This window comes from Agrobacterium sp. SUL3, assembly GCF_001263295.1.
Lineage (GTDB): Bacteria > Pseudomonadota > Alphaproteobacteria > Rhizobiales > Rhizobiaceae > Agrobacterium > Agrobacterium tomkonis.
Genome location: NZ_KQ414500.1, coordinates 306,350 through 330,391 on the forward strand (window position 1 = coordinate 306,350; position 24,042 = coordinate 330,391).

22 protein-coding genes and 3 tRNA genes are annotated in these 24,042 nt (G+C 58.7%); 2 read left to right on the forward strand and 23 right to left on the reverse strand.

Features of this window, described 5'->3' with window-relative positions:
* Nucleotides 1–3: 3 nt before the first annotated feature.
* From AKG12_RS08795 to AKG12_RS30210, 20 genes are all read right to left on the reverse strand, one after another.
* The gene (locus tag AKG12_RS08795; protein ID WP_052818608.1) at nt 4–744 is read right to left on the reverse strand and encodes a biotin--[acetyl-CoA-carboxylase] ligase; all 741 of its coding nucleotides are present in this window, start codon (nt 742–744) and stop codon (nt 4–6) included.
* 26 nt (nt 745–770) lie between these two features.
* The gene (gene nuoN, locus AKG12_RS08800; RefSeq protein ID WP_052818609.1) at nt 771–2,213 is read right to left on the reverse strand and encodes an NADH-quinone oxidoreductase subunit NuoN; all 1,443 of its coding nucleotides are present in this window, start codon (nt 2,211–2,213) and stop codon (nt 771–773) included.
* 18 nt (nt 2,214–2,231) lie between these two features.
* Nucleotides 2,232–3,743 carry an NADH-quinone oxidoreductase subunit M gene (locus AKG12_RS08805; RefSeq protein WP_046800306.1) on the reverse strand — a complete coding sequence of 504 codons (1,512 nt, stop codon included), beginning with the start codon at nt 3,741–3,743 and terminating at the stop codon, nt 2,232–2,234.
* Nucleotides 3,743–5,740: an NADH-quinone oxidoreductase subunit L gene (nuoL, locus tag AKG12_RS08810; protein ID WP_052818537.1), complete on the reverse strand. Its 1,998-nt coding sequence runs from the start codon at nt 5,738–5,740 to the stop codon at nt 3,743–3,745. Before nuoL ends, AKG12_RS08805 begins: the two co-directional genes overlap by 1 nt.
* A gap of 7 nt (nt 5,741–5,747) precedes the next feature.
* Nucleotides 5,748–6,056, reverse strand: coding sequence for an NADH-quinone oxidoreductase subunit NuoK (nuoK, locus tag AKG12_RS08815; protein ID WP_003521516.1), 309 nt, complete (start codon nt 6,054–6,056; stop codon nt 5,748–5,750).
* 27 nt (nt 6,057–6,083) lie between these two features.
* Nucleotides 6,084–6,698, reverse strand: coding sequence for an NADH-quinone oxidoreductase subunit J (locus AKG12_RS08820; RefSeq protein WP_052818538.1), 615 nt, complete (start codon nt 6,696–6,698; stop codon nt 6,084–6,086).
* Nucleotides 6,699–6,834: 136 nt separating this feature from the next.
* On the reverse strand, nt 6,835–7,326 hold the full coding sequence (gene nuoI / locus AKG12_RS08825) for an NADH-quinone oxidoreductase subunit NuoI (RefSeq protein ID WP_003512679.1): 492 nt from the start codon (nt 7,324–7,326) through the stop codon (nt 6,835–6,837).
* Nucleotides 7,327–7,362: 36 nt separating this feature from the next.
* On the reverse strand, nt 7,363–8,409 hold the full coding sequence (nuoH, locus tag AKG12_RS08830; protein ID WP_046800309.1) for an NADH-quinone oxidoreductase subunit NuoH: 1,047 nt from the start codon (nt 8,407–8,409) through the stop codon (nt 7,363–7,365).
* A gap of 13 nt (nt 8,410–8,422) precedes the next feature.
* Nucleotides 8,423–10,504: an NADH-quinone oxidoreductase subunit NuoG gene (nuoG, locus tag AKG12_RS08835; RefSeq protein ID WP_052818539.1), complete on the reverse strand. Its 2,082-nt coding sequence runs from the start codon at nt 10,502–10,504 to the stop codon at nt 8,423–8,425.
* A 150-nt stretch (nt 10,505–10,654) separates the two neighbouring features.
* Nucleotides 10,655–11,959, reverse strand: a complete 1,305-nt coding sequence (gene nuoF, locus AKG12_RS08840) for an NADH-quinone oxidoreductase subunit NuoF (RefSeq protein ID WP_046800311.1) — start codon at nt 11,957–11,959, stop codon at nt 10,655–10,657.
* A gap of 10 nt (nt 11,960–11,969) precedes the next feature.
* Nucleotides 11,970–13,067 carry an NADH-quinone oxidoreductase subunit E gene (locus tag AKG12_RS08845; RefSeq protein ID WP_052818540.1) on the reverse strand — a complete coding sequence of 366 codons (1,098 nt, stop codon included), beginning with the start codon at nt 13,065–13,067 and terminating at the stop codon, nt 11,970–11,972.
* Between the two features lie 16 nt (nt 13,068–13,083).
* Entirely contained in the window at nt 13,084–13,344 is a 261-nt protein-coding gene (locus tag AKG12_RS08850) for a hypothetical protein (protein ID WP_046800312.1), read from the reverse strand.
* Nucleotides 13,344–14,534: an NADH-quinone oxidoreductase subunit D gene (locus tag AKG12_RS08855; protein WP_020012326.1), complete on the reverse strand. Its 1,191-nt coding sequence runs from the start codon at nt 14,532–14,534 to the stop codon at nt 13,344–13,346. The genes AKG12_RS08850 and AKG12_RS08855 overlap by 1 nt, the downstream gene beginning before the upstream one ends.
* Before the next feature lies 1 nt (nt 14,535).
* Nucleotides 14,536–14,964 carry a GFA family protein gene (locus AKG12_RS08860; protein ID WP_052818541.1) on the reverse strand — a complete coding sequence of 143 codons (429 nt, stop codon included), beginning with the start codon at nt 14,962–14,964 and terminating at the stop codon, nt 14,536–14,538.
* On the reverse strand, nt 14,961–15,563 hold the full coding sequence (locus tag AKG12_RS08865) for an NADH-quinone oxidoreductase subunit C (protein ID WP_046800314.1): 603 nt from the start codon (nt 15,561–15,563) through the stop codon (nt 14,961–14,963). The genes AKG12_RS08860 and AKG12_RS08865 overlap by 4 nt, the downstream gene beginning before the upstream one ends.
* A 20-nt stretch (nt 15,564–15,583) precedes the next feature.
* Nucleotides 15,584–16,168, reverse strand: a complete 585-nt coding sequence (locus tag AKG12_RS08870) for a NuoB/complex I 20 kDa subunit family protein (protein ID WP_003512655.1) — start codon at nt 16,166–16,168, stop codon at nt 15,584–15,586.
* The gene (locus tag AKG12_RS08875) at nt 16,159–16,524 is read right to left on the reverse strand and encodes an NADH-quinone oxidoreductase subunit A (RefSeq protein ID WP_052818542.1); all 366 of its coding nucleotides are present in this window, start codon (nt 16,522–16,524) and stop codon (nt 16,159–16,161) included. Before AKG12_RS08875 ends, AKG12_RS08870 begins: the two co-directional genes overlap by 10 nt.
* 435 nt (nt 16,525–16,959) lie before the next feature.
* Nucleotides 16,960–17,036, reverse strand: a tRNA-Asp gene (locus tag AKG12_RS08880).
* Nucleotides 17,037–17,078: 42 nt separating this feature from the next.
* Nucleotides 17,079–17,155: transfer RNA gene (locus AKG12_RS08885), tRNA-Asp, on the reverse strand.
* An 88-nt stretch (nt 17,156–17,243) separates the two neighbouring features.
* Nucleotides 17,244–17,381, reverse strand: coding sequence for a hypothetical protein (locus AKG12_RS30210; protein ID WP_156316040.1), 138 nt, complete (start codon nt 17,379–17,381; stop codon nt 17,244–17,246).
* Nucleotides 17,382–17,601: 220 nt separating this feature from the next.
* Here AKG12_RS30210 and AKG12_RS08890 point away from each other — a divergent pair.
* Both AKG12_RS08890 and AKG12_RS30695 read left to right on the forward strand, forming a co-directional pair.
* Nucleotides 17,602–17,677, forward strand: a tRNA-Val gene (locus AKG12_RS08890).
* A gap of 320 nt (nt 17,678–17,997) precedes the next feature.
* Complete coding sequence (locus tag AKG12_RS30695) at nt 17,998–18,135, forward strand: hypothetical protein (RefSeq protein ID WP_156393987.1); 138 nt, start codon at nt 17,998–18,000, stop codon at nt 18,133–18,135.
* Nucleotides 18,136–18,326: 191 nt separating this feature from the next.
* Here AKG12_RS30695 and AKG12_RS08895 read toward each other — a convergent pair whose 3' ends face one another.
* From AKG12_RS08895 to lon, 3 genes are all read right to left on the reverse strand, one after another.
* A complete protein-coding gene (locus AKG12_RS08895) occupies nt 18,327–20,525 on the reverse strand; it encodes an esterase-like activity of phytase family protein (RefSeq protein WP_052818543.1) in 2,199 nt (732 codons plus the stop codon).
* A gap of 351 nt (nt 20,526–20,876) precedes the next feature.
* Nucleotides 20,877–21,152, reverse strand: a complete 276-nt coding sequence (gene hupB / locus AKG12_RS08900; protein ID WP_003496481.1) for a DNA-binding protein HupB — start codon at nt 21,150–21,152, stop codon at nt 20,877–20,879.
* Between the two features lie 287 nt (nt 21,153–21,439).
* Nucleotides 21,440–23,857: an endopeptidase La gene (lon, locus tag AKG12_RS08905; RefSeq protein ID WP_046800318.1), complete on the reverse strand. Its 2,418-nt coding sequence runs from the start codon at nt 23,855–23,857 to the stop codon at nt 21,440–21,442.
* Between the last annotated feature and the right edge of the window lie 185 nt (nt 23,858–24,042).

Genomic DNA, 24,042 nt, shown 5'->3' on the forward strand with positions numbered 1-24,042 from the left:
CTCTCATCCGAAAAACACATCGCCGGCGGCAATGGAACGCCTTGCGCCCTCATCCTCATCCAGCAGCAAATAACCATTATCATCAATTCCGACGAAACGCCCGCCGATCGAGCGATCGGGGAAGTTGACGGTGATATGTTCGCCGATGCCGCAGGCCGCCGCCCGCCAGCCGGCCATGACACCGGCCACACCCCTGCCCTCATCCCAGTCTCGCAGCACATCCGCCGTCTCGCGGAACAGATGGGCGAAAAGTTCGTCGGGAGAGCAGGAAGAGCCGTGTTCGGACAGCATGGTGACGGGATAAAGCGGATTGTCCGGCTTATGGGCGATATTGATACCGATGCCGATGACGATTGCCCGCCGCCCATCCGGCAGGAGTTCCGCTTCCATCAAAATGCCGCAAGTCTTCTGACGGCCAATCAGCACGTCGTTCGGCCATTTGATCTCAAGCGGCGCGCCGCCTGTCGGCAGGACCGCCCGGATGGCGCGATAGACAGCCAGCGCAAAGGCAAGCGGCAAAGAGCCGATACGGTCCATCGGCGCAGGATCGATGAGAAGAAGAGACGCATAGAGATTACCGGGTTCGGAAACCCAGGGCCGACCGCGACGCCCGCGCCCACCCGTCTGGCGGATGGCGGTAATCCACAGATTACCGCCATCACCCGCCCTTGCACGGGCGAAACATTCTATGTTGGTCGATGGCGTTTCCACCATCGCCTCGTGCCGGAAGTCATCGATGGACATCCGGCCCGTATGCTGCGGCGTGTCGATCAAAAGAACGTCTTTGCTGCAACCGTGACCGCGTTGCCAAGCGCACCGCCGAAGACGACGAAAGCGACAACAAACAGACCCGAAAGCGCATAAACCACCTTCAGCTCGCCCGCCGGACGCTCGAAGCTGCCCTTGGCTTCATCGAACCACATGACCTTGACGATGCGGATATAATAATAAGCGCCGACAACAGAGCCGATCACGCCGATGACGGCGAGCGGATAGAGCTTGGCTTCGATGGCGGCAAGGAAGACATAATACTTGCCGAAGAAGCCGGCGAGCGGAGGAATGCCGGCAAGCGAGAACATCAGGATCGTCAGAACCACCGCCATGAACGGGTTGGTGGACGAAAGCCCGGCCAGGTCCTCAACATTTTCGACATTGCCGATTTCCTTGCGGCGCATGGAGAGAATGCAGGCGAAGGTGCCGAGCGTCATGACCATGTAGATGGTCATGTAGAGGATGACGCCCGAAATGCCTGCCTGCGTGCCGGCGGCAAGACCGACCAGCGCATAACCCATGTGGCCGATGGAGGAATAGGCCATCAGGCGTTTGATGTTCTTCTGGCCGATCGCGGCAAACGAGCCGAGCAGCATCGAAGCGATGGAGATGAAGACGACGATCTGCTGCCAGTCGGCAAAGACCGGCTGGAAAGCTTCAACGACGATGCGCACGAAGATCGCCATGGCGCCGATCTTGGGTGCCGCCGAAAGAAAGGCGGTGACCGGGGTCGGCGCGCCTTCATAGACATCAGGCGTCCACATGTGGAACGGCACGGCCGAAATCTTGAATGCGAGGCCGGCGAGAACAAAGACCAGACCAAAAACCAGACCGAGCGAACGGGTTTCCGACGCCAGAACCTGGGCGATTTCGGTAAAGCCGGTATTGCCGGTGAACCCATAAACCAGCGACATGCCGTAAAGCAGCATGCCGGAGGAGAGCGCACCGAGAACGAAGTACTTCAGGCCGGCTTCCGTGGAGCGCAGGCTCTCGCGGTTGATGGCGCAGACGACGTAAAGCGCCAGCGACTGCAGTTCCAGCGCCATGTAGAGCGAGATCAGGTTGTTGGCCGAGATCATCAGCAGGATGCCCAGCGTCGCGAGAACCAGCAGCACCGGATATTCGAAACGGCCGATCGGCTCGAAGCGGCCCTGGCCGACAGCGAGGATCATGGCGGTGATGGAACCGATCAGCGCCAGCACCTTCATGAAGTTGCCGAAGGAATCGGCGATGTACACACCGCCGAAGGCAACGCCCGACGCCGGGGCGAAAATGATCCAGAGACCGACGACGAGCAGGAGGGCAACGGCAAGGCCGGTGACCGTCGTTGTCGACTTGTCGCCCGAGAAGACGCCAATCATGAGCAGCGCCAGCGCGCCGACCGCAAGGATCAGCTCGGGCGTCGCGATGTGCAGACTGGCAAAAAGGATTTCAGCGGTCATGTCCAACGGGTCCTGTCGTCAATTCATAGTGAGCGCAACATTTTGCGCCGCCTGCAATGCAGCCGAATAGTTGTTTACCAGAAGATCGACCGATGCGGCTGTCGCATCGAACACCGGTGCCGGATAAACACCGAAGAAGATCGTCAGCGCAACCAGCGGATAAAGGATGACCTTTTCGCGGGTCGACAGATCGAGCATCGCCTTCAGGCTTTCCTTCTCCAGCGCACCGAAGATCACGCGGCGGTAAAGCCACAGCGCATAGGCGGCCGAGAGGATGACGCCGGTTGCCGCAAACAGTGCGACCAGCGTGTTGGCGCGGAAGACGCCGACCAGCGTCAGGAATTCACCAACGAAGCCGGAGGTGCCGGGCAAACCGACATTGGCCATGGTGAAAATCATGAAGGCGACCGCATATTTCGGCATGTTGTTGACGAGACCACCATAGGCGGAAATCTCGCGGGTATGCAGCCGGTCATAGACAACGCCGACGCAGAGGAAGAGTGCGCCAGACACGATACCGTGCGACAGCATCTGGAAGATCGCGCCCTGCACGCCCTGCACGTTGGCGGCGAAGATGCCCATGGTCACGTAACCCATGTGGGCGACCGAGGAATAGGCGATCAGCTTCTTGATGTCGTCCTGCATCATCGCCACCAGCGAGGTGTAGATGATGGCGAGAACCGACAGCGTGAAGACGAAGGGTGCGAAATAATCCGAGGCCAAGGGGAACATCGACAGCGAGAAGCGGATGAAACCGTAACCGCCAAGCTTCAGCATGACGCCGGCAAGAATGACGGAACCAGCGGTCGGCGCCTGAACGTGGGCGTCGGGCAACCAGGTATGCACCGGCCACATCGGCATCTTGACCGAGAAGGCCGCAAAGCAGGCAAGCCAGAGCCAGGTCTGCATGCCGGCCGGGAAGCCGTATTTCAAGAGTTCGGTCATGTCCGTCGTACCGGCCTGCCAGTACATGGCCATGATGGCGAGCATGGTCAGAACCGAACCGAGCAGCGTGTAGAGGAAGAACTTGTAGGAGGCGTAAACGCGATCCTTGCCGCCCCAGACGCCGATGATGATGAACATCGGGATCAGCGTCGCTTCGAAGAAGACGTAGAAAAGAACCGTATCCAGCGCCACGAAGACGCCGATCATGACGACTTCCAGAAGCAGGAAGGCGATCATGTATTCCTTGACGCGCTTCTCGATCGATTCCCAGCTTGCCAGCACGCAAAACGGCATGAGGAAGGTGGTGAGGATGACGAACAGCATGGAGATGCCGTCGACGCCGAGATGGTAAGCGGCGATGTTGCCGAACCAGGCGTGTTTTTCGACCATCTGGAAACCGGGATTCGAATTGTCGAAACCGATCCAGATGAACAGCGACACCAGGAAGGTGAAAACGGTCGTCAGCAGCGAGACATTGAGAATGTTGCGGCGACCATAGGGGCCGTTCTCATTGGTCAAGAGCAGGAGCACCACGCCGACGAGCGGCAGAAAGGTGACCGTTGAAAGAATGGGCCAATCGGTCATCAGAGGGCACTCCCGAGCATCATCCAGGTGACAAGCGCCGCGATGCCGATCAGCATCGCAAAGGCATAATGATAGAGGTAACCGGATTGCAGGCGGACCATGCGGTTGGTCACGTCAACCACACGCGCTGCAATGCCGTTCGGTCCATAGTGGTCGATGACGGCAACGTCGCCCTTCTTCCACAGGAAGCGGCCAAGCGCCTTTGCGGAACGAACGAAGAGGAAGTCGTAGAGCTCGTCGAAGTACCACTTGTTGAGAAGGAACTGGTAGAGGCCACGATGGGTCTCGGCCAGACGCTTCGGCGTCTCGGGCGACTTGATATACATGTACCAGGCGGTCACGAAACCAAGGGCCATGGCGAAGAACGGGCTCCACTTGACCCACAGCGGAACGTGGTGGAATTCCTCGAGGATTTCGTTTTCCGGAAGCGTAAAGAGCGCGCCCTTCCAGAATTCGGCATATTCATGGCCGAAGAAATAACCTTCGAAGGCCACACCGGCAAAGATCGCGCCGATGGTGAGGATGAAGAGCGGGATCAGCATGACCATCGGCGATTCATGCACATGGTGCATGACGTCGGCCGAAGCGCGCGGCTTGCCGAAGAAAGTCATGAAGGCCAGACGCCAGGAATAGAAGCTGGTGAACAGCGCGGCGATGACCAGAAGCGTGAAGGCGAAACCTGATAGCACCGAATGGGACGCGTAAGCGGATTCGATGATGACGTCCTTCGAGAAGAAGCCGGCAAAGCCGATCATCGTGCCCGGAATACCGACGCCGGTCAGCGCAAGCGTGCCGACGGTCATGGTCCAGAAGGTGATGGGGATGTGCTTGCGCAGGCCACCCATGTAACGCATGTCCTGCTCGCCATCGACGGCATGGATGACCGAGCCGGCGCACAAGAACAACAGGGCCTTGAAGAAGGCGTGCGTGAAGAGGTGGAACACGGCAGCGCCATAAGCGCCGACGCCGAGCGCCACGAACATGTAACCGAGCTGCGAGCAGGTCGAATAGGCGATAACGCGCTTGATATCGTTCTGCACAAGACCGACGGTTGCCGCGAAGAAAGCGGTGATCGCGCCGATCAGCGTCACGACGGTCAGCGCATCCGGCGACAATTCAAACAGCGGCGACATGCGGGCGACGAGGAAGACGCCGGCGGTGACCATGGTTGCGGCGTGAATAAGGGCCGACACCGGGGTCGGGCCTTCCATCGCGTCCGGCAGCCAGGTGTGCAGCAGGAACTGCGCCGATTTACCCATGGCGCCCATGAACAGCAGCAGGCAGACGCCGGTGATGGCGTTGGCCTTGTCGAGCTGCATGCCGAAGAGGTTGATCACGGTGTCCGTTGAGGCGGCACCTTCTGCCGGCAGATAGGTGCTGGCGGCGGCGAAGACGGTTTCGAGATTGATCGAGCCGAACAGCACGAAGACGCCTGATATGCCGAGGATGAAGCCGAAGTCACCGACGCGGTTGACGATGAAGGCCTTCATGGCGGCAGCAGAGGCCGACGGTTTCTTGAACCAGAAACCGATCAGCAGATAGGACGCCAGACCCACGCCTTCCCAGCCGAAGAACATCTGCAGCAGGTTATCGGAGGTCACCAGCATCAGCATCGCGAAGGTGAAGAGCGACAGATAGGCGAAGAAACGCGGACGATGCGGATCGTGGTGCATGTATCCGATCGAATAGAGGTGCACCAGCGTCGAGACCGTGTTGACGACGACGAACATGACGGCCGTCAGCGTATCGATGCGGAACGCCCATTCGACGTCGATGCCGCCGGACTGGATCCAGCGCAAGACAGTAACCTTGATCACCTCGCCCGGCTCACCATGGGCAAGCGCGACGGTGAAGAAGACGATCCACGACAGGATGGCGACCACGATCATCAGACCGGTGGTGACATATTCCGACGCCTTGGCGCCGATCGAGCGGCCGAACAGGCCGGCGATCAGGAAGCCGATCAGTGGAAGAAAGACGATAGCCTTGTAGATCATAGCCTTATCAGCCCTTCATCATATTGACGTCTTCAACGGCGATCGATCCGCGGTTGCGGTAGAAGACAACGAGTATTGCAAGACCGATGGCCGCTTCTGCAGCTGCGACGGTCAGAATGAACAAAGCGAAGACCTGGCCGACGATATCGTTCAGGAAGGCCGAGAAGGCCACCATGTTGATGTTGACCGCCAGAAGGATAAGCTCGATCGACATGAGGATGACGATGACGTTCTTCCGATTGAGGAAGATGCCGAAGACGCCAATCGTGAAGAGGATGGCGCTGACCGTCAGGTAGTGGGAAAGACCGATTTCCATATTCTGTTTCCTTGGATCCGTTCGCCTTCAGATGCCCTGGCCCGGCTTGACCTTGACCGTGGTGACGGCGGTCTTCGGGTCGCGGCCGACCTGCGTGGAGATATCCTGCCGCTTGATGTCGGTGCGATGACGCAGGGTCAGCACGATGGCGCCGATCATGGCCACCAGCAGCACGAGACCGGCGAGCTGGAAGAAGTAGACGTAATTGGTATAGAGCACATCGCCGAGTGCAGCCGTATTGGTGCGCTCCGCCGCCGGTGGGATCGGCATGGTGATCGATTTTGCCGCGACCGGGTTCAGCACGCTGCCGCCGACCACGACGATCAGCTCAGCCGCCAGAATGACACCGATGAGCGCGCCGACCGGGGCATATTGCAGCACACCGGAGCGCAGCTCGGCAAAATCCACATCCAGCATCATGACGACGAAGAGGAAGAGCACCGCGACCGCGCCGACATAGACCACCAGCAGGATCATGGCGAGGAATTCGGCCCCCGTCAGCAGGAACAGCGCGGCTGCGTTGAAGAAGGTCAAAATCAGGAAGAGCACCGAATGAACAGGGTTCTTCGATGCGATGACCATGAACGCAGACGCCACGGCGACGAAAGCGAATATATAAAAGAATACAGCGTGCAGACCCATCTTGGTGCCTTCTTGTCCTCATCGGGAGAAGATGGCTTCAAGCCCCCTCACCCGTTTCGTCCCCGCCGGCGAAAACCGCGCAGGCATTTTACTTTTCATCGCTTTCCGGGGTCTCCCCCGGAAAGACGGTTGCACCTTAACGGTAAGGTGCATCCAGTGCGAGGTTACGCGCGATTTCACGCTCCCAGCGGTCGCCATTGTCGAGAAGCCTCTGCTTGTCGAAATAAAGCTCCTCGCGGGTTTCCGTCGCGAATTCGAAGTTCGGACCCTCGACGATGGCGTCAACCGGGCAGGCTTCCTGGCAGAAGCCGCAATAAATGCACTTCACCATGTCGATATCGTAACGCACCGTGCGGCGGGTGCCGTCATTGCGGCGCGGGCCGGCTTCGATGGTGATCGCCTGAGCAGGACAGATCGCTTCACACAGCTTGCAGGCGATGCAGCGTTCTTCACCGTTCGGATAACGGCGCAGAGCGTGCTCACCACGGAAGCGCGGAGAGACCGGACCCTTTTCGAAAGGATAGTTCACCGTCGCCTTCTGCTTGAAGAAGTGGCGCATCGTCAGGAAGATCGCACCGACGAACTCCTTGAGGAACAGTGAATTGACGGCTTGGGAAAGGCTTGCCATCTCAAACTCCAGATTTCTGAGCGAGGAGTACGGACATCAACCGGCCCACCCCGTCAGCTTCAATACGAATGCAACAATAACGACCATGGCGAGCGACAGCGGCAGGAACACTTTCCAGCCGAGACGCATGAGCTGGTCATAACGGTAACGCGGAACGAAGGCCTTGGTGAGCGCGATCATGAAGAAGACCATGCAGCCCTTCAATGCGAACCAGACAATGCCCGGAACCCAGTTGAGGAACCACACATCCACGATCGGCAGCCAGCCGCCCATGAACAGGATCGTCGTCAGGCAGCAGATCAAAACGATCGCAGCATATTCGCCGAGCATGAACATCATGTAAGGCGTGGAGCCATATTCGACCATGTGACCGGCAACCAGTTCCGATTCCGCTTCCGGAAGGTCGAAGGGCGGACGGTTGGTTTCGGCAAGGCCCGAAATGAAGAACACGATGAACATCGGGAACAGCGACAGCCAGTGCCAGTCAAGGAACGAAGCAGGCAGGCCGAGCATGGTGCCGAGGCCGGTCTTCTGGGCAAGCACGATGTCCGTCAGGTTCAGCGAGCCAACGCAAAGCAGAACGGTGACGATGACGAGACCGATCGACACTTCATAGGACACCATCTGTGCCGCGGAGCGAAGCGCGCCGAGGAAGGGATACTTCGAGTTCGAAGCCCAGCCGCCCATGATGATGCCGTACACTTCAAGCGAGGAAATCGCGAAGATATAGAGAATACCGACATTGATATTGGCGACGACCCAGCCATCCGCAAACGGGATGACCGCGTAGGTGGCGAGCGCCAGCGTCACGGCAACCAGCGGTGCCAGAAGGAAGACCGCCTTGTTGGCGCCAGCCGGAATGACCGGTTCCTTGAGGATGAACTTCAAAAGGTCGGCGAAGGACTGGAAGAGACCGAAGGGACCAACGACGTTTGGACCACGGCGCAGCTGCACGGCCGCCCAGACCTTGCGGTCGGCGAGCAGCAGGAAGGCGATGGCCACCAGAAGGCAAACGAGAAGCAGCAGGGACTGGCCGACCATGATCAGCGCGGGCCAGACGTAGCTCCAGAAAAACTGTTCCATAAATCCCCTACCCTTACTCTGCCGCAGCCTGGAAATTGTTGCGGGCCAATGCGGAGCACTCGGCCATGACGGCGGATGCGCGCGCAATCGGGTTCGTCAAATAAAAGTCTTTTACCGGCGAAGCAAACGCCGACTTGTTGAGCGAGCCGGTCTTGCCGGCCAAAGCCTCGATATCCTTACCGTTGCCGGCTGCGATCTCGTCGGTTTCCGCCAGATGCGGATGCGCGACATAAAGCTGACCGCGCAGCGCCGACAGCGAATCGAACGGCAGCTTCTTGCCGAGAACGTCGGAAAGCGCACGCAGGATCGCCCAGTCTTCACGGGCTTCGCCCGGTGCGAAACCGGCGCGGTTGCCCAGCTGCACGCGGCCTTCGGTGTTGACCCAGATACCGGACTTTTCGGTATAGGCCGCACCCGGAAGGATAACGTCGGCGTTCATCGCGCCCAGATCGCCATGGCTGCCGATATAGACGGTGAACTTGGCACCCTTGTTCGAGAGGTCGAGTTCATCGGCGCCGAGCAGGAACAGAACATCCATGGACGCGACCATTTCAGCGGCGGCAACACCGCCCTCGCCCGGCACGAAGCCGATATCGAGACCGCCGACGCGGGCAGCTGCGGTGTGCAGAACCGAGAAACCGTTCCACTCTTCGGTGACAGCACCAACCGACACGGCAAGCTTTGCAGCAGCAGCGAGCACGGCTGCACCATCGGCGCGCGCAAGAGCGCCCTGGCCGATGATGATCAGCGGGTTCTTGGCGGATTTCAGCTTGTCAACGAAGCTGTGCGAGCCATTGGCCAGATCGGAGAGCGTTTCAGCACCCGAGCCGAGATATTCGTAATTGTAGCGCAATTCGCCGGCTTCGCCGATCACGCCGATCGGGAAACCGCCACGACGCCAGCGCTTGCGGATGCGGGCGTTGAGGACAGCCGCTTCGAAACGCGGGTTCGCGCCAACGATCAGCAGTGCGTCCGCCTGCTCAATGCCTTCAATGGTGGAATTGAAGATGTAGCTGGCGCGACCCAAAGACGGATCGAGCGCTGCGCCATCCTGACGGCAATCGACATTGGCCGAACCGAGCGAGGCGAGAAGCGACTTCAGCGCGAACATTTCTTCGACGGAAGCCAAGTCACCGGCGATCGCACCGATCTTGTTGCCCGACGTTGCGGCAACAGCCTGCTTGATCGCGCCGAAGGCTTCGCCCCAGCTTGCCGGCTGCAGACGGCCATCCTTGCGGACGTAAGGCCGGTCGAGGCGCTGCGTCTTCAGGCCGTCCCAGATGAAACGGCTCTTGTCGGAAATCCACTCTTCATTGATCGCTTCGTTGACGCGCGGCATGACGCGCATGACTTCGCGGCCACGGGTATCGACGCGGATGGCCGAACCGAGCGCGTCCATCACGTCGATGGTTTCGGTCTTGTTCAGTTCCCACGGACGGGCGGTGAAGGCGAAAGGCTTGGAGGTGAGCGCGCCGACCGGGCAGAGGTCAACAACGTTGCCCTGAAGCTCCGAGGTCATGGCCTGCTCGAGATAGGTGGTGATTTCGGCATCTTCGCCGCGGCCGATGAGGCCGAGTTCGGCAATGCCGGCAACTTCCGTGGTGAAACGGACGCAGCGCGTGCAGTGGATGCAGCGGTTCATCACCGTCTTGACGAGCGGCCCGATATATTTGTCTTCAACCGCGCGCTTGTTTTCCGCGTAACGCGAACCGGCGATACCGAAGGCCATGGCCTGGTCCTGCAGGTCGCATTCGCCGCCCTGGTCGCAGATCGGGCAATCCAGCGGGTGGTTGATGAGCAGGAATTCCATCACGCCTTCGCGGGCCTTCTTGACCATCGGCGTGTTGGTGAAAACCTCAGGCAATTCGCCGTTCGGGCCGCCGCGAACGTCGCGCACGCCCATGGCGCAGGAGGCGGCAGGCTTGGGCGGTCCGCCCTTTACCTCGATGAGACACATGCGGCAGTTACCCGCGACCGACAAGCGCTCATGAAAACAAAAGCGCGGAACTTCGGCACCAGCCTCCTCGCACGCCTGCAACAGCGTGAAATGATCCGGAACCTCGATCTCTTTACCGTCAACCTTGAGCTTTGCCATGGTTCTACTTACGTCCTGTTGCCTGTTCGTCCCATGTCTCACACGGTCCGCAACAAATCCTTAATCGCGCCCGGCATCCAGAAGGTTTGCCAGACGTTTCATGGTGTTGCGGGGCCGGAAATTTCCGGCTCCGCTCGAAGCCTTTGATCCTTATTCAGCGGCTTCCAGAACAGCGCCATCATCCATGGCCCTGTAGGTATATTGGTCGATGCGCTTTTCGATTTCCGGACGGAAATTGCGGATCAGCGCCTGTACCGGCCATGCGGCGGCGTCGCCGAGCGCACAGATGGTGTGGCCTTCGATCTGCTTCGTCACTTCGAACAGCATGTCGATTTCGCGCTTTTGGGCGTTGCCCTTGACCATGCGTTCCAGCACGCGCCACATCCAGCCGGTGCCTTCACGGCACGGCGTGCACTGGCCGCAGCTTTCATGCTTGAAGAAGGCCGCGATGCGAGCAATCGCCTTGATGACGTCGGTGGACTTGTCCATGACGATCATGCCGCCGGTGCCGAAGGAAGACTTCACTTCGCGCATGCCGTCGAAGTCCATGATGGCGTCCTTCATGTCCTCACCGCGAACGATGGGGCAGGATGCGCCGCCGGGGATGACGCCGAGCAGATTGTCCCAGCCGCCGCGAATGCCGCCGCAATGGGTTTCGATCAGCTCGCGGAAGGACAGGCCCAGCGCGTCTTCGAAGGTGCAGGGACGCTCGACATGGCCGGAGACCATGAACAGCTTGGTGCCGACATTGTTCGGACGGCCGATGGACGAGAACCATGCAGCACCTCGGCGCAGGATGGTCGGCGCAACGGCGATCGATTCAACGTTGTTGACGGTCGTCGGGCAGCCATAGAGGCCCATATTGGCCGGGAACGGGGGCTTGAGGCGCGGCTGGCCCTTCTTGCCTTCAAGGCTTTCAAGCAGAGCCGTCTCTTCGCCGCAGATATAGGCACCCGCGCCGTGATGGACGTAGATGTCGAAATCCCAGCCGTTCTTGTTGTTCTTGCCGAGCAGGCCGGCATCGTAACATTCGTCGATGGCCGCCTGCAGCGCCTCACGCTCGCGCATATATTCGCCGCGAACATAGATATAGGCGGTATGTGCGCCCATGGCGAAACCGGCGATCACGCAGCCTTCGATCAGCGTATGCGGATCGTTGCGCAGGATTTCGCGGTCCTTGCAGGTACCGGGCTCGGATTCGTCGGCGTTGACGACGAGATAATGCGGACGGCCGTCATTTTCCTTCGGCATGAAGGACCACTTGAGACCGGTCGGGAAGCCTGCGCCGCCGCGACCGCGAAGGCCTGATGCCTTCATCTCGTTGATGATCCAGTCACGGCCCTTTTCGATGATCTGCTTGGTGCCGTCCCAATGGCCGCGCGCTCTCACGCCCTTCAGGGATTTATCCTTGAGGCCGTAGAGATTGGTAAAGATGCGATCCTGATCTTTTAACATGCTTCACCTCTTACCGCGGCTTCTTGCCGAAGACCCTGATATACTCGGCTTCGCCACCCTTGGCGAGCGCCTCAGCCTGCTTGATCCACTCGTCGCGTTCGATGCGGCCCTTGAAATTCAGATAACCATCGACCCAGTCGCATTCGGCCTTTTTCCAGCCGGCGACCTGCGCGAAGGTGAAGATGCCGAGCTCGTGCAGCGTGCCTTCGATCTTCGGACCGACGCCGGAAATGAGCTTCAGGTCATCAGGCGTTGCGGGCTTTTCGATGCCGGCCGGGCGATCCTTGGAATCGAGCGACGGCTTCGCAGATCCCGAAGCTTCCTTTTCGGCGGCCTTCACATTGGCTTCAGCAGCCTTCGGCTCATTTGCCGGTGTCTTCAGCTTCGGATCGGTTTCCGGCGCATCGGTCTTCGGCTTTGCGGCGTTGGCCGGCGGAACCGGTGCCGCATCCGCCGCCACTTCGGCCGGCTTGTCGAGATTGGAGCGATCCGGCTTGATCTCTTCCGTCAGCGTCGTCAATCCACCGACCGGAACCGACTCGTGTCGGTCGATCTGCGGACCGGTCTTGACGGTGTCGCCCTTGCCCGCCTCGAACGTGTCGATGATCTCTTCCAGGCGCTCGGGCGTCAGGTCCTCATAGGCATCCTTGAAGATGATGACCATCGGCGCGTTGACGCAGGCGCCCTGACATTCCACTTCTTCCCAGGACAGCGTGCCGCTCTCATTGGTGTGCAGCGGATCGTGATGGATCTTCTTGCGGCAGACATCCATCAGCGCTTCGGAGCCACGCAGCATGCAGGGCGTGGTGCCGCAAACCTGAACATGGGCGCGTGTGCCGACCGGCTTAAGCTGGAACTGCGTATAGAAGGTCGCCACTTCCATGACGCGGATATAGGCCATATCCAGCATGTCGGCGATCTTTTCGATGGCGGCGCGGGTAACCCAGCCGTCCTGCTCCTGCGCACGCATGAGCAGCGGGATAACCGCCGATTGCTGGCGCCCCTCAGGATATTTCAGAATCGTCTTTTCCGCCCATGCGGTATTTTCCGCATTGAAGGCAAACGCCACGGGCTGGAACTGATCTTCGGCTAGTCGACGAACGGACATACTTCCTCACGCCTTTTCAGTTTAACGTCTCACAACGCGATCTCGCCACCGTGACGAATTCGCAGGCGTAAGCCGCCTTGTCTTTTTGCATGAACACAATGAACTTGCTGCCGTTCGGAACCGAGGCCTTGATCTCGTATCCAGACGACAGAAGCTGCTTGATGGTAGAACCGCCGCCGCTTGACAGCGACACGCCACCCTCGCCCGTCGCCGTCTGGGCGAGAACGGGGGCAGACATCGCAGCAAGAAAAGCCAATATGGCCAGCGGCAGACGCATCAGCGGTCGACCTCCCCGAACACGATGTCGAGGGAGCCGAGAACGGCTGTAACGTCAGCAAGCTGATGGCCCTTGCACAGGAAATCCATGGCCTGCAGGTGTGCGTAACCCGGAGCGCGGATCTTGCAGCGGTAGGGCTTGTTGGAACCGTCTGCGACCACATAGACGCCGAACTCGCCCTTCGGCGCTTCGACGGCGGCGTAAACTTCGCCGGCGGGAACGTGGTAACCTTCGGTGTAAAGCTTGAAGTGGTGGATCAGCGCTTCCATCGAGCGCTTCATCTCACCGCGTTTGGGCGGAACCACCTTGCCGTCAAGCGAGGAAACCGGGCCGATGCGATGCTTGCCGGACAGAAGATCGACGCACTGCTTCATGATCTTTACCGATTCGCGCATTTCCTGCATGCGGATCAGGTAACGGTCATAGCAGTCGCCGTTCTTGCCGACGGGGATGTCGAATTCCAGATCGGAATAGCACTCGTAAGGCTGCGAACGACGCAAATCCCAGGCAGCGCCTGAACCGCGCACCATCACGCCCGTAAAGCCCCAGGCAAAGGCATCTTCGAGCGAGACGACGCCAATATCGACGTTACGCTGCTTGTAGATGCGGTTGTCGGTCAGCAGGCCCTCGATATTGTCGAGAACGGTGAGGAACGGATCGCACCATTTGCCGATATCGTCGACCAGCTCCGGCGGCAGGTCCTGATGCACGCCGCCCGGACGAACGTAAGCAGAGTGCATGCGGGCGCCGCAGGCACGCTCATAGAACACCATCAGTTTTTCGCGCTCTTCGAAACCCCAGACCGGCGGCGTCATCGCGCCGACGTCCATGGCCTGCGTCGTAACGTTCATGATGTGCGACAGGATGCGGCCGATTTCCGAATAGAGCACGCGGATCAGCTGGCCGCGCATCGGGATTTCAAGGCCCAGCAGCTTTTCGACGGCGAGCGCGAAAGCATGTTCCTGGTTCATCGGCGCGACATAGTCGAGACGGTCGAAATAGGGAACCGCCTGAAGATAGGTCTTGGTCTCGATCAGCTTTTCGGTGCCGCGATGCAGAAGACCGATATGCGGATCGACGCGCTCGACGATTTCGCCGTCCAGTTCCAGAACCAGACGCAGCACGCCGTGCGCGGACGGATGTTCCGGACCGAAGTTGATCGTGAAATTGCGGACGTTATGCTCAGTCATTCTAGTGCTCCGCCGAGGTGATCATGGCGATGAATTCGGGGCCGGTCATGTTCTGCGTGGTTTGCGCGAACGAGTAGCTCGAAGGCTTTTCATCCGTGAAAATCTGCTGCGCGAAGGTGAAGCTGGAAGGGTTGTCGAAAGCCTGCAGCGAAACGGCAAAATGTTTGCCATCCTTGGAACGCCACATCAACGTGCTGCCGCAGGTCTTGCAGAAGCAGCGCTCGCCCCATTCCGACGAGGAATAGACGCCGAGATTATCTTCGTTTTCGAAGGCGATATCAACGCATTCGACAGCCATGAACGCACCGCCGGACCAGCGGCGGCACATGGAGCAATGGCAAACGCCGAATTCGCGGGCGCCAATGCCGGCATTGAAGCCAACGGCGCCGCAAAGACATTGTCCATGCTCTGTCGCGGGGGCTTGGCTCATTGCTTGGCCTTTTCGTCACCCGGGAGAACATATTCGGTTCCTTCCCAAGGGGAAAGGAAGTCGAAGTTACGGAATTCCTGCTTCAGTTCGACCGGCTCATAAAGAACCCGTTTCAGAACGTCATCGTAACGCACTTCAACAAAGCCGGTAACCGGAAAATCCTTGCGCAGCGGATGGCCTTCGAAACCATAGTCGGTGAGGATGCGACGCAGGTCCTTATGGCCCTCGAAAGGAATGCCATACATATCCCAGGCTTCGCGCTCGAACCATTCCGCGCCCATGTAGACGGAGGTCGATGAAGGAACGCCTTCGTCTTCCGCCACCTGCAGCTTGATGCGCACGCGCAGGTTCTGGCGCGGCGACAGCAGGTGATAGACGACATCGAAACGCTTCTCGCGCTGCGGCCAGTCAACGCCGCAAATATCGATGATGTTGACGAAACCGCACTGCACGTCGTCGCGCAGGAAGGTCAAAAGCGCGATCACGCTTTCAGTGGTCGTGTTCAGCGTCAACTCGCCATAGGCGATATCGGCAGATACCACGAGAGAACCGCGCGCTTCCTTAACGTAAGCAGCAAGATCGTTGAGAGCTTCGCTCATTATCTATCCGTCCTTTGCCCTTAGCGCTCGATCGTACCGGTACGCCGGATCTTCTTCTGCAGCAGAAGGACGCCGTAAAGCAGCGCTTCCGCCGTGGGGGGACAGCCCGGAACGTAAATATCCACCGGCACGACGCGGTCGCAACCGCGCACGACTGCGTAGGAATAGTGGTAATAACCGCCGCCATTGGCGCAGGAGCCCATGGAGATGACGTAACGCGGCTCAGGCATCTGGTCATAGACCTTGCGCAGCGCCGGCGCCATCTTGTTGGTCAGCGTGCCGGCAACGATCATCACGTCAGACTGACGCGGCGAAGCGCGCGGGGCGACACCGAAGCGCTCCATGTCATAACGCGGACCGGAAGCCTGCATCAGGCCTTCGACGGCGCAGCAGGCGAGACCGAACTGCATCCACATCAGCGAGCCGGTACGCGCCCAGGTGATCAGCTCGTCGGTCGAGGTGACGAGAAAGCCCTTGTCGGCCAGTTCGTCATTGATTTCCGTGAAGTAGGCATCGTTGCTGCCAACCGGCTTGCCGGTCGCGGGATCGATGATCCCCTTCGGCTGCGGCGCAACGAGCGTGCTGTTGTTCTGGCTCATGCCCATTCCAGCGCTCCCTTCTTCCACTCATAGATAAAGCCGATGGTGAGGACGCCAAGGAACACCATCATCGACCAGAAACCGAACCAGCCCATATCACCGAAGGACACCGCCCAGGGGAACAGGAAGGCCACTTCCAGATCGAAGATGATAAAGAGGATCGACACCAGGTAAAAGCGGATATCGAACTTCATGCGGGCATCGTCGAAGGCATTGAAACCGCACTCGAAAGCGGAAAGCTTTTCCGGGTCCGGCGCCTTGTAAGCGACAGCAAACGGCGCAATGAGAAGCGCCAGGCAAATGACAAGAGCGATACCGATGAATATTGCGATCGGAATGTAGGAACTGAGGAGTTCAGTCATGGTCTCTTCCTTGCCCGGCCGGGTGCCGGACCTGCCTTTGCGACTGATAAGTCTCAAGGCGCACAAATATGTTGCAACGCCAAAGTGGTTAGCGCAGCCGCGCCCTCTCTGCAAGAGTTTAGGCACCATTTCAAGACACCTGCCGCATTGATTGGCAACAATATTGCCGGAATTGACGCAAATTTGGGCCACAATTCCGACCTAAGCCCCTCAAATACAATAATAATCGATTGAAGGACGCAACCGCAAAAAAGTCACACGAATTTTATGTCAAAAAGGCAACGAAGTGACGATTTTCAGAAATCGAAACTTGACTGAAAAGGGCAGGAAAAATCGTGCTTGCGCGGGCCGGAATCAGGCGGTGAAATCGCCAATGCCAAGGCGCCCGCTGGCGCTTCGGATGGCTTTTTTCAGGAGTCATTTCAGGAAAAGAAATGGCGCGAGTGACGGGGCTCGAACCCGCGACCTCCGGCGTGACAGGCCGGCACTCTAACCGACTGAGCTACACCCGCGCATCGCAGATATTCATCTGCGTTTATTTCCGAGGAACAGGATGGCGCGAGTGACGGGGCTCGAACCCGCGACCTCCGGCGTGACAGGCCGGCACTCTAACCAACTGAGCTACACCCGCATCTCCTGACGGACAGGACCTTGTCCCGCCGTACGAACCAGCCTCGGCTGTTCGTTGAGCGGCTAACTACGGCGTTCGTGCGGGGGTGTCAAGCAGGTTTCACGACAAAAGAATAAGCTTCTGCATTTTGATCGGGAAAAACTGAGAAGCCTTTGACGGGTGCTGGCGCAAATGCCTTGTTCTGCGGGCTTTTCCCAACGAAAACAAAAAACTTGTCCACAGCCATGGGCGCCTCGGGCTGGTTTTCCGCATGTCGCTTGAGGCAGCTGGGGATTCGTTTTTTACCGGAAAGCCCACAGTTCCCGGCTTTTCGCCACCAACCTCCCAAGAAGGAAAAAGCCGTCGGCAAAAAAAACAAAAAAACTTCACAAAAGCCCTTGCGGTTTTTTTCCGATCCGAATACATCACGGCCACCGACGCGGCGGACATGATCCGCAAGACGCGAAGGGCGATTAGCTCAGTTGGTAGAGCGCCTCGTTTACACCGAGGATGTCGGGAGTTCGAGTCTCTCATCGCCCACCATTCTTCAAATCACCAAATCTTCGTGCAGTTTAAGACGGGTGTTTTCCGGATAGCGCTTTTGTGTGCCGTTAATTTCCGGCATCGAGAATCATCCCCCTACCCTCGCCAATGCGATTTAGCGGAACCGGGCTGAGCTTCTGGACAGGCGGAATCGCTTTTTCCTATTTGCGTCCATGCCAAATCGGCACTGCTGCTTCATATTATGACAGCGGCGGCTGGACTGTGTTCCACCCTGCAACATACCGGAAAACAAGCAGATTCAGACTTTTTAAAGGGATTTCAGGCATTGTTTTCAAGCCGTTTCATGATGAGCGGTAGAAATGATGGATGAAACCATGGTCGACGCGTTTGTAACACTCGCGCTCATTGCGCTGCCCGTTTATATTTTTTTCCGCTGGGTCCAGCAGGACTCGGAAAAAGACAATACTCCCAAAAGCAAGAATTCCATGGGGCGATGATCCCTTGCGACCGGTCCCCGGCTTTTGCACCATGTCCCCCGACAAATCACCGATGACCGATACCGAAGCGGCAATGTCAGCTTAACAGCCTGCATTGTGAGATATCGCACCAAACAGGCGGGTTACCTCTGCCGCATAAAAAAGCCGGGCTATGCCCGGCTTTTTCTCATTTGTGGCACCATCTGCGGCGATCAGTTGATCGCCTTCAGATTGACGGTGAAAAACAGCGTTTCGCCGGACGAATCGTCGACGCCGTCATTGTCGGTCACGGCATAGGCCGTTCCTGCCTTGTCGAAGGTGAAGCCTTCCAGCTTGTCAACGACATAACCGTTGGTCTGGGCCTTGAGGTCGGGCAGGAAGTCATGCGCTTCCTGCTTGGCGACCAGCGGCAGTTCGCCACCGATCTTGCCCGGCTTCAGGTCTGCGATCGCGACGCGGTAGAGCTTCTTGATATTGGCCTTGTCGCCGATCTGGTTGTCACGCTCGACGATATAAACATATTCGCCCTGTGCGGTGATTTCAGAAAGGCCGACCCAGCCCGCCTCGGTCTTGTCGAGCGGGTAACGCACGGCGCCCCATTCCTTGGACTTCGGGTTGTAGGAAACGAGCTTGACGAAGCCCTTCTCATCCGTGCCCCATTCGCGCTGCACGGCCATCCACAGCGTCGCGTCGTCGCCCTTGCCGATCATGGTCACGCCTTCGAAACCGAAGCGGGTGTCGCCGGCAAGCAGTTCCTTCGGCAGCGCGATCTCAGCCTTGATTTCACCCTTGGCGTTGACGTTGTAGAGCGCATGCGGAACGAGCTTGGCGCTGTCGCCTTCAGAAGCCAGCCAGAAGCCGCCCTTACCGTCCAGCGTGATGCCTTCGATATCGAGTTTCTGGGCGGCGATACCGTCACGATTGACGCGCAGGACACTGGTGATGGTGGCGGGCTTCTTCGTTGCGTCGATAGTGTAGATCGACGGCTGGTTGCCATAAACCGAGTCGGAAACGGCATAGAGAATGCCAGGCTTCTCGGCATCGCCGACCAGGCCGGAAAGAGCGCCCCAGCCGATCGGTGCGCCGTCGACGGTGGCGGAAACCAGCTGCGGATAGGCTGCTTCGCCTTCAGCGCGCTCATAAAGCATGACGTGCGAGCGAACGCCGCCGTCTTCGACCAGATCCACCTCGTTCGCCGTGACAAGAAGATTACGCGACGGGATGGCGACTGCGCCTTCCGGCGAAACGCCCGAAGGCAGGAGCTGGGTCAGTTCCGGCTCCTTGCCGGTGTCCTTGTAGACAGCGACGACAGAGGCGCGCTCGGCAAGCACGAAGAAATATTTCTGGTCGCCGAATGTCGCCGCTTCCAGACCTTCCGGCTCAATGCCCTTGGCCTTGGAGCGCTTTTCCGGATAGTGGCCGATGGCCGCAACCGCATGCTCAAGCGAAGAGCCAGCTTCATAGAGAAGCTTGCCGGTCTTGTCGAAGATGGTGAAGCCGCGCGCACCGCCCTGCCAGTCGCCTTCGTTGGCGATGACGATACGGTCATTGTCCAGCCACTTCACGGCGTCCGGCTCGCGCTTGCGGCCTTCCTGCTTGTCGGTAAACTTCAGCTGGCCGTCGCTCTTGGTGTCGATACCTTCAAGATCGACCTTGCCGGCGGAGAAATGCGTCTTCACCGTGCCGGTCTTGCCGTCGATGATAACGATATGGTTGTTTTCCTGCAGCGTGAGCGCGATCTCGCCATTGGCGTTGATCGAAACGAATTCCGGCTCCGGATCTTCCGGGGCGATTTCGGCAAGACCGGTCACGTCGATCTTCTTCAGTGTCGCGCAGTCTGCAACGCCGTTCTTCAGAGCGACCGTCACCAGATAACCCGCCGGCATCTGCGGCAGGGCGCCTTCGTTCACCTCTTCGTCGCGCTCGTTCTCGATCGCGATGGCGGCGAAGGTCTTGTCCGGAGAGACGGCAACCGAATCGGGCTGGCCACCGAGATCGCAGCTTGCTTCGATCTTCTTGGTGGCGATATCGACCGTTACCAGCTTGCCTGATGGCTTGACGAAGCTTTCAGAGGTGTTGACGCCGGCGAGAACCTTGACGCCGGCAACGGCGACCGAGGTCGGCTCGCCTTCGAGCAGCAAAGCACCGCCGGCCTTGGGGGCCTTGGCGTCGGTGATGTCGATGAAGCCAATGCCGCCAAGCGGGCTGTCCGAATAGATCAGCGTCATGCCGTCTTCGCTGGCGGTGACGATTTCAGCCGACGTGACGGACTTGGCATCCTTGTCCGCGGGCAGGTTTTTCGCCACTGGGAAAGATGCGATACGGTTGAAAACCGGCTCGGCAGCGGCCGGGAAGGCTGCGGATGTCAGCAGCGCGGCAGTTAAAGCCACATGAGAAAATCGGAACGCCATTATAATCCCCCTTGGGTCCAGAAATACCCCATGGCTTCTGCGTCAAAGACATGACAGTGGCATGACATTTCCTGTCGGGTGAATCAAAAAGCCCGGCCATGAAGGCCGGGCTTTCGTGTTTATGCGCATTCCGCGTATCGAAACGCCGTGTGTCCGGATGGAAGCTACACAGCCACGTATCGACACTTTCAATCCACTCCATACTGGCTGAGAAACTGGCCTGCCCGAAAGAGACTTTCGAAAGACTGGCCTCTTCATGCCTGCTGATGGTGTGAGCGCGTCAAAACATGCTTCCTCGTGAACCTGAAAAACCGTATGCCCGCCGCCGGGCATCACGGCCTTCCGGAAACCTTACGAGTTAACAGCGTCCTTCAGGCCCTTGCCTGCGGAAAACTTCGGTACGTTGCGAGCCGGGATATCGACTTCAGCACCCGTGGAGGGGTTACGACCCTTGGAGGCTTCACGGCGGCTAACGGAGAAGCTGCCGAAGCCAGCGAGGCGGATGTCGCCACCGCTCTTCAGTTCGTTCTGTACGGTTTCGAATACGGCATCAACAGCGGAAGCAGCATCTGCCTTCGTGAGACCAGCCTTTTCGGCAACAGCAGAGACGAGCTCGTTCTTGTTCATGTTTCCACCCCTTTCAATGGTTTGAAACGACTAAATTAAGCCGGCGCAGAATACATTCGCATCCGCGCGCAGCAACTCAAAAGCGCTGGAATCGCCTGAAAAACAAGGGGTCTACGGGTTTTTTCACAAAAAAGGCCGACATTTCTGCCGGCCTTCCACATATTCGTGCCAATTTGGCATCACTTGCACGGGCCGAAGCACCGCAGGTGTCTTCCGATACCTAACACATTGATTCTATGCGCCGCTCTTTACGAAAACCGATTCCGGCTTCCGCACCGATGCATGTATCAATGCGCGATCGTCTGACCAGCGTCGTCGACGCCTTCGACCGTGGCGATCACCGGCGTCTCGATGCTGCCGTCCCACTCGATGGGCTCCGGCTTGCGAAGCAGCGCGTGTTGGATCACCTCGCCCATGCGCGAAACCGGGATGATTTCCATCTCGTTCTTCACATTGTCCGGAATCTCCGCCAGATCCTTGGCGTTTTCTTCCGGGATCAGCACCTTCTTGATGCCACCGCGAAGTGCTGCAAGCAGCTTTTCCTTAAGGCCGCCGATTGGCAATACGCGACCACGAAGCGTGATCTCGCCCGTCATCGCCACGTCCTTCGAAACCGGAATACCGGTCATGATGGAGACGATGGCGGTGGCCATGGCGACACCGGCGGACGGTCCGTCCTTCGGGGTCGCACCTTCCGGAACGTGGACGTGGATGTCGCTCTTGTCGAAGCGCGGCGGTTCGATGCCGAAATCCACGGCGCGCGAGCGGACATAAGATGCCGCTGCCGAAATGGATTCCTTCATCACTTCCTTGAGGTTGCCGGTGACCGTCATGCGGCCCTTGCCCGGCATCATCACGCCTTCGATGGTGAGCAGCTCACCGCCGACTTCCGTCCAGGCAAGACCGGTGACGACACCGACCTGATCCTCACGCTCGGCCTCGCCGTGGCGGAACCGCGGAACGCCCAGATAGTCAGGAACGTTGGCAGCGGTAACCTCGACGGACTTGACCTTGCCCTTGATGATCTCGGTGACAGCCTTGCGCGCCAGCTTCATCAGCTCGCGTTCGAAGCTGCGCACGCCCGCTTCGCGGGTGTATTGCTGGATGACGATCATCAGAGCGTCATCGGTAACCGAGAACTCTTCCGGACGCAGGGCATGTTCCTTGATCGCCTTCGGCAGCAGGTGACGCTTGGCGATTTCGCGCTTTTCGTCTTCCGTGTAACCGGCGATGCGGATCACTTCCATACGGTCCATCAGCGGGCCTGGAATGTTCAGCGTGTTGGCCGTGGTTACGAACATCACGTCGGACAGGTCGTATTCCACTTCAAGGTAATGGTCCATGAAAGTGGAGTTCTGTTCCGGATCGAGAACCTCCAGCAGTGCGGATGACGGATCGCCACGGAAATCCATGCCCATCTTGTCGATTTCATCGAGCAGGAAGAGCGGGTTCGCCTTCTTGGCCTTCTTCATCGACTGAACGATCTTGCCCGGCATGGAGCCGATATAGGTGCGGCGATGACCGCGGATTTCCGCCTCGTCACGCACGCCGCCCAGCGCCATGCGCACATATTCGCGGCCGGTCGCCTTGGCGATCGACTTGGCGAGCGAGGTTTTGCCAACGCCGGGAGGGCCGACGAGGCACAGGATGGGTCCGCGAATCTTGGTAGCACGTGCCTGTACGGCCAGATATTCGACGATGCGTTCCTTGACCTTGTCCAGACCGAAATGATCCTGATCGAGGATCGTCTCCGCGCTGTTGAGGTCGGTCTTCACCTTCGACTTCTTGCCCCAGGGCAGGCTCAGCAGCCAATCCAGATAGTTGCGCACGACGGTCGCTTCCGCGGACATCGGGCTCATCTGGCGAAGCTTCTTCATTTCCGCCTCGGCCTTTTCCTTGGCTTCCTTGGAAAGCTTGGTCTTGGCGATGCGCTCTTCCAGCTCGGCCATCTCGTCACGGCCATCCTCGCCGTCACCGAGTTCCTTCTGGATCGCCTTCATCTGTTCATTCAGATAATATTCGCGCTGGGTCTTCTCCATCTGGCGCTTGACGCGCGAGCGGATGCGCTTTTCGACCTGAAGCACGGAAATCTCGCCTTCCATGAAGCCGAGGGCCTTTTCAAGCCGCTGCTTCACGCTGACGGTTTCCAGCATTTCCTGCTTTTCGGTGATCTTGATCGACAGGTGCGAAGCAACCGTATCGGCAAGCTTCGAATAATCGTCGATCTGACCGGCAGCGCCGACAACCTCAGGCGAAATCTTCTTGTTGAGCTTTACATAGCTCTCGAATTCCGAAACGACGGAGCGCGACAGCGCCTCGATCTCGACCGGGTCTTCCGCAGGCTCCTGCAACGGCGTCGCGGAGGCTTCGTAGAAATCCTCGCGGCCGGTGTATTCGTCGATCTGGGCGCGGCCCTTGCCTTCCACCAGCACCTTCACGGTACCGTCCGGCAGCTTCAGAAGCTGGAGAACGTTGGCGACGGTGCCCACCTTGTGGATGGCATCCGGGGTCGGATCGTCATCGCTGGCATTGATCTGGGTGACGAGCATGATCTGCTTGTCCGAACCCATGACCTCTTCGAGCGCACGAATGGATTTTTCCCGCCCGACGAACAGGGGAACGATCATATGCGGGAAAACGACAATGTCGCGCAGGGGAAGTACCGGATAGGTACCGCCAGATGCCGCAGACGTGATGTTCGTCATATCATTTCCTTTCCATGGTCCCTTTCGGGACACTTTGCCGGACGTCTTGGGGCGTCCGGCATATTCATTTCTCGAGACTGAAAGTGGAGTTTCGAAACACCGATTTCAAGTCGCCGGAAGAGACGGCCCCGCGCACCGGCAGAACCGTGAAATTCAACAAAACCCAGCGCCGGCTATTACTCCCG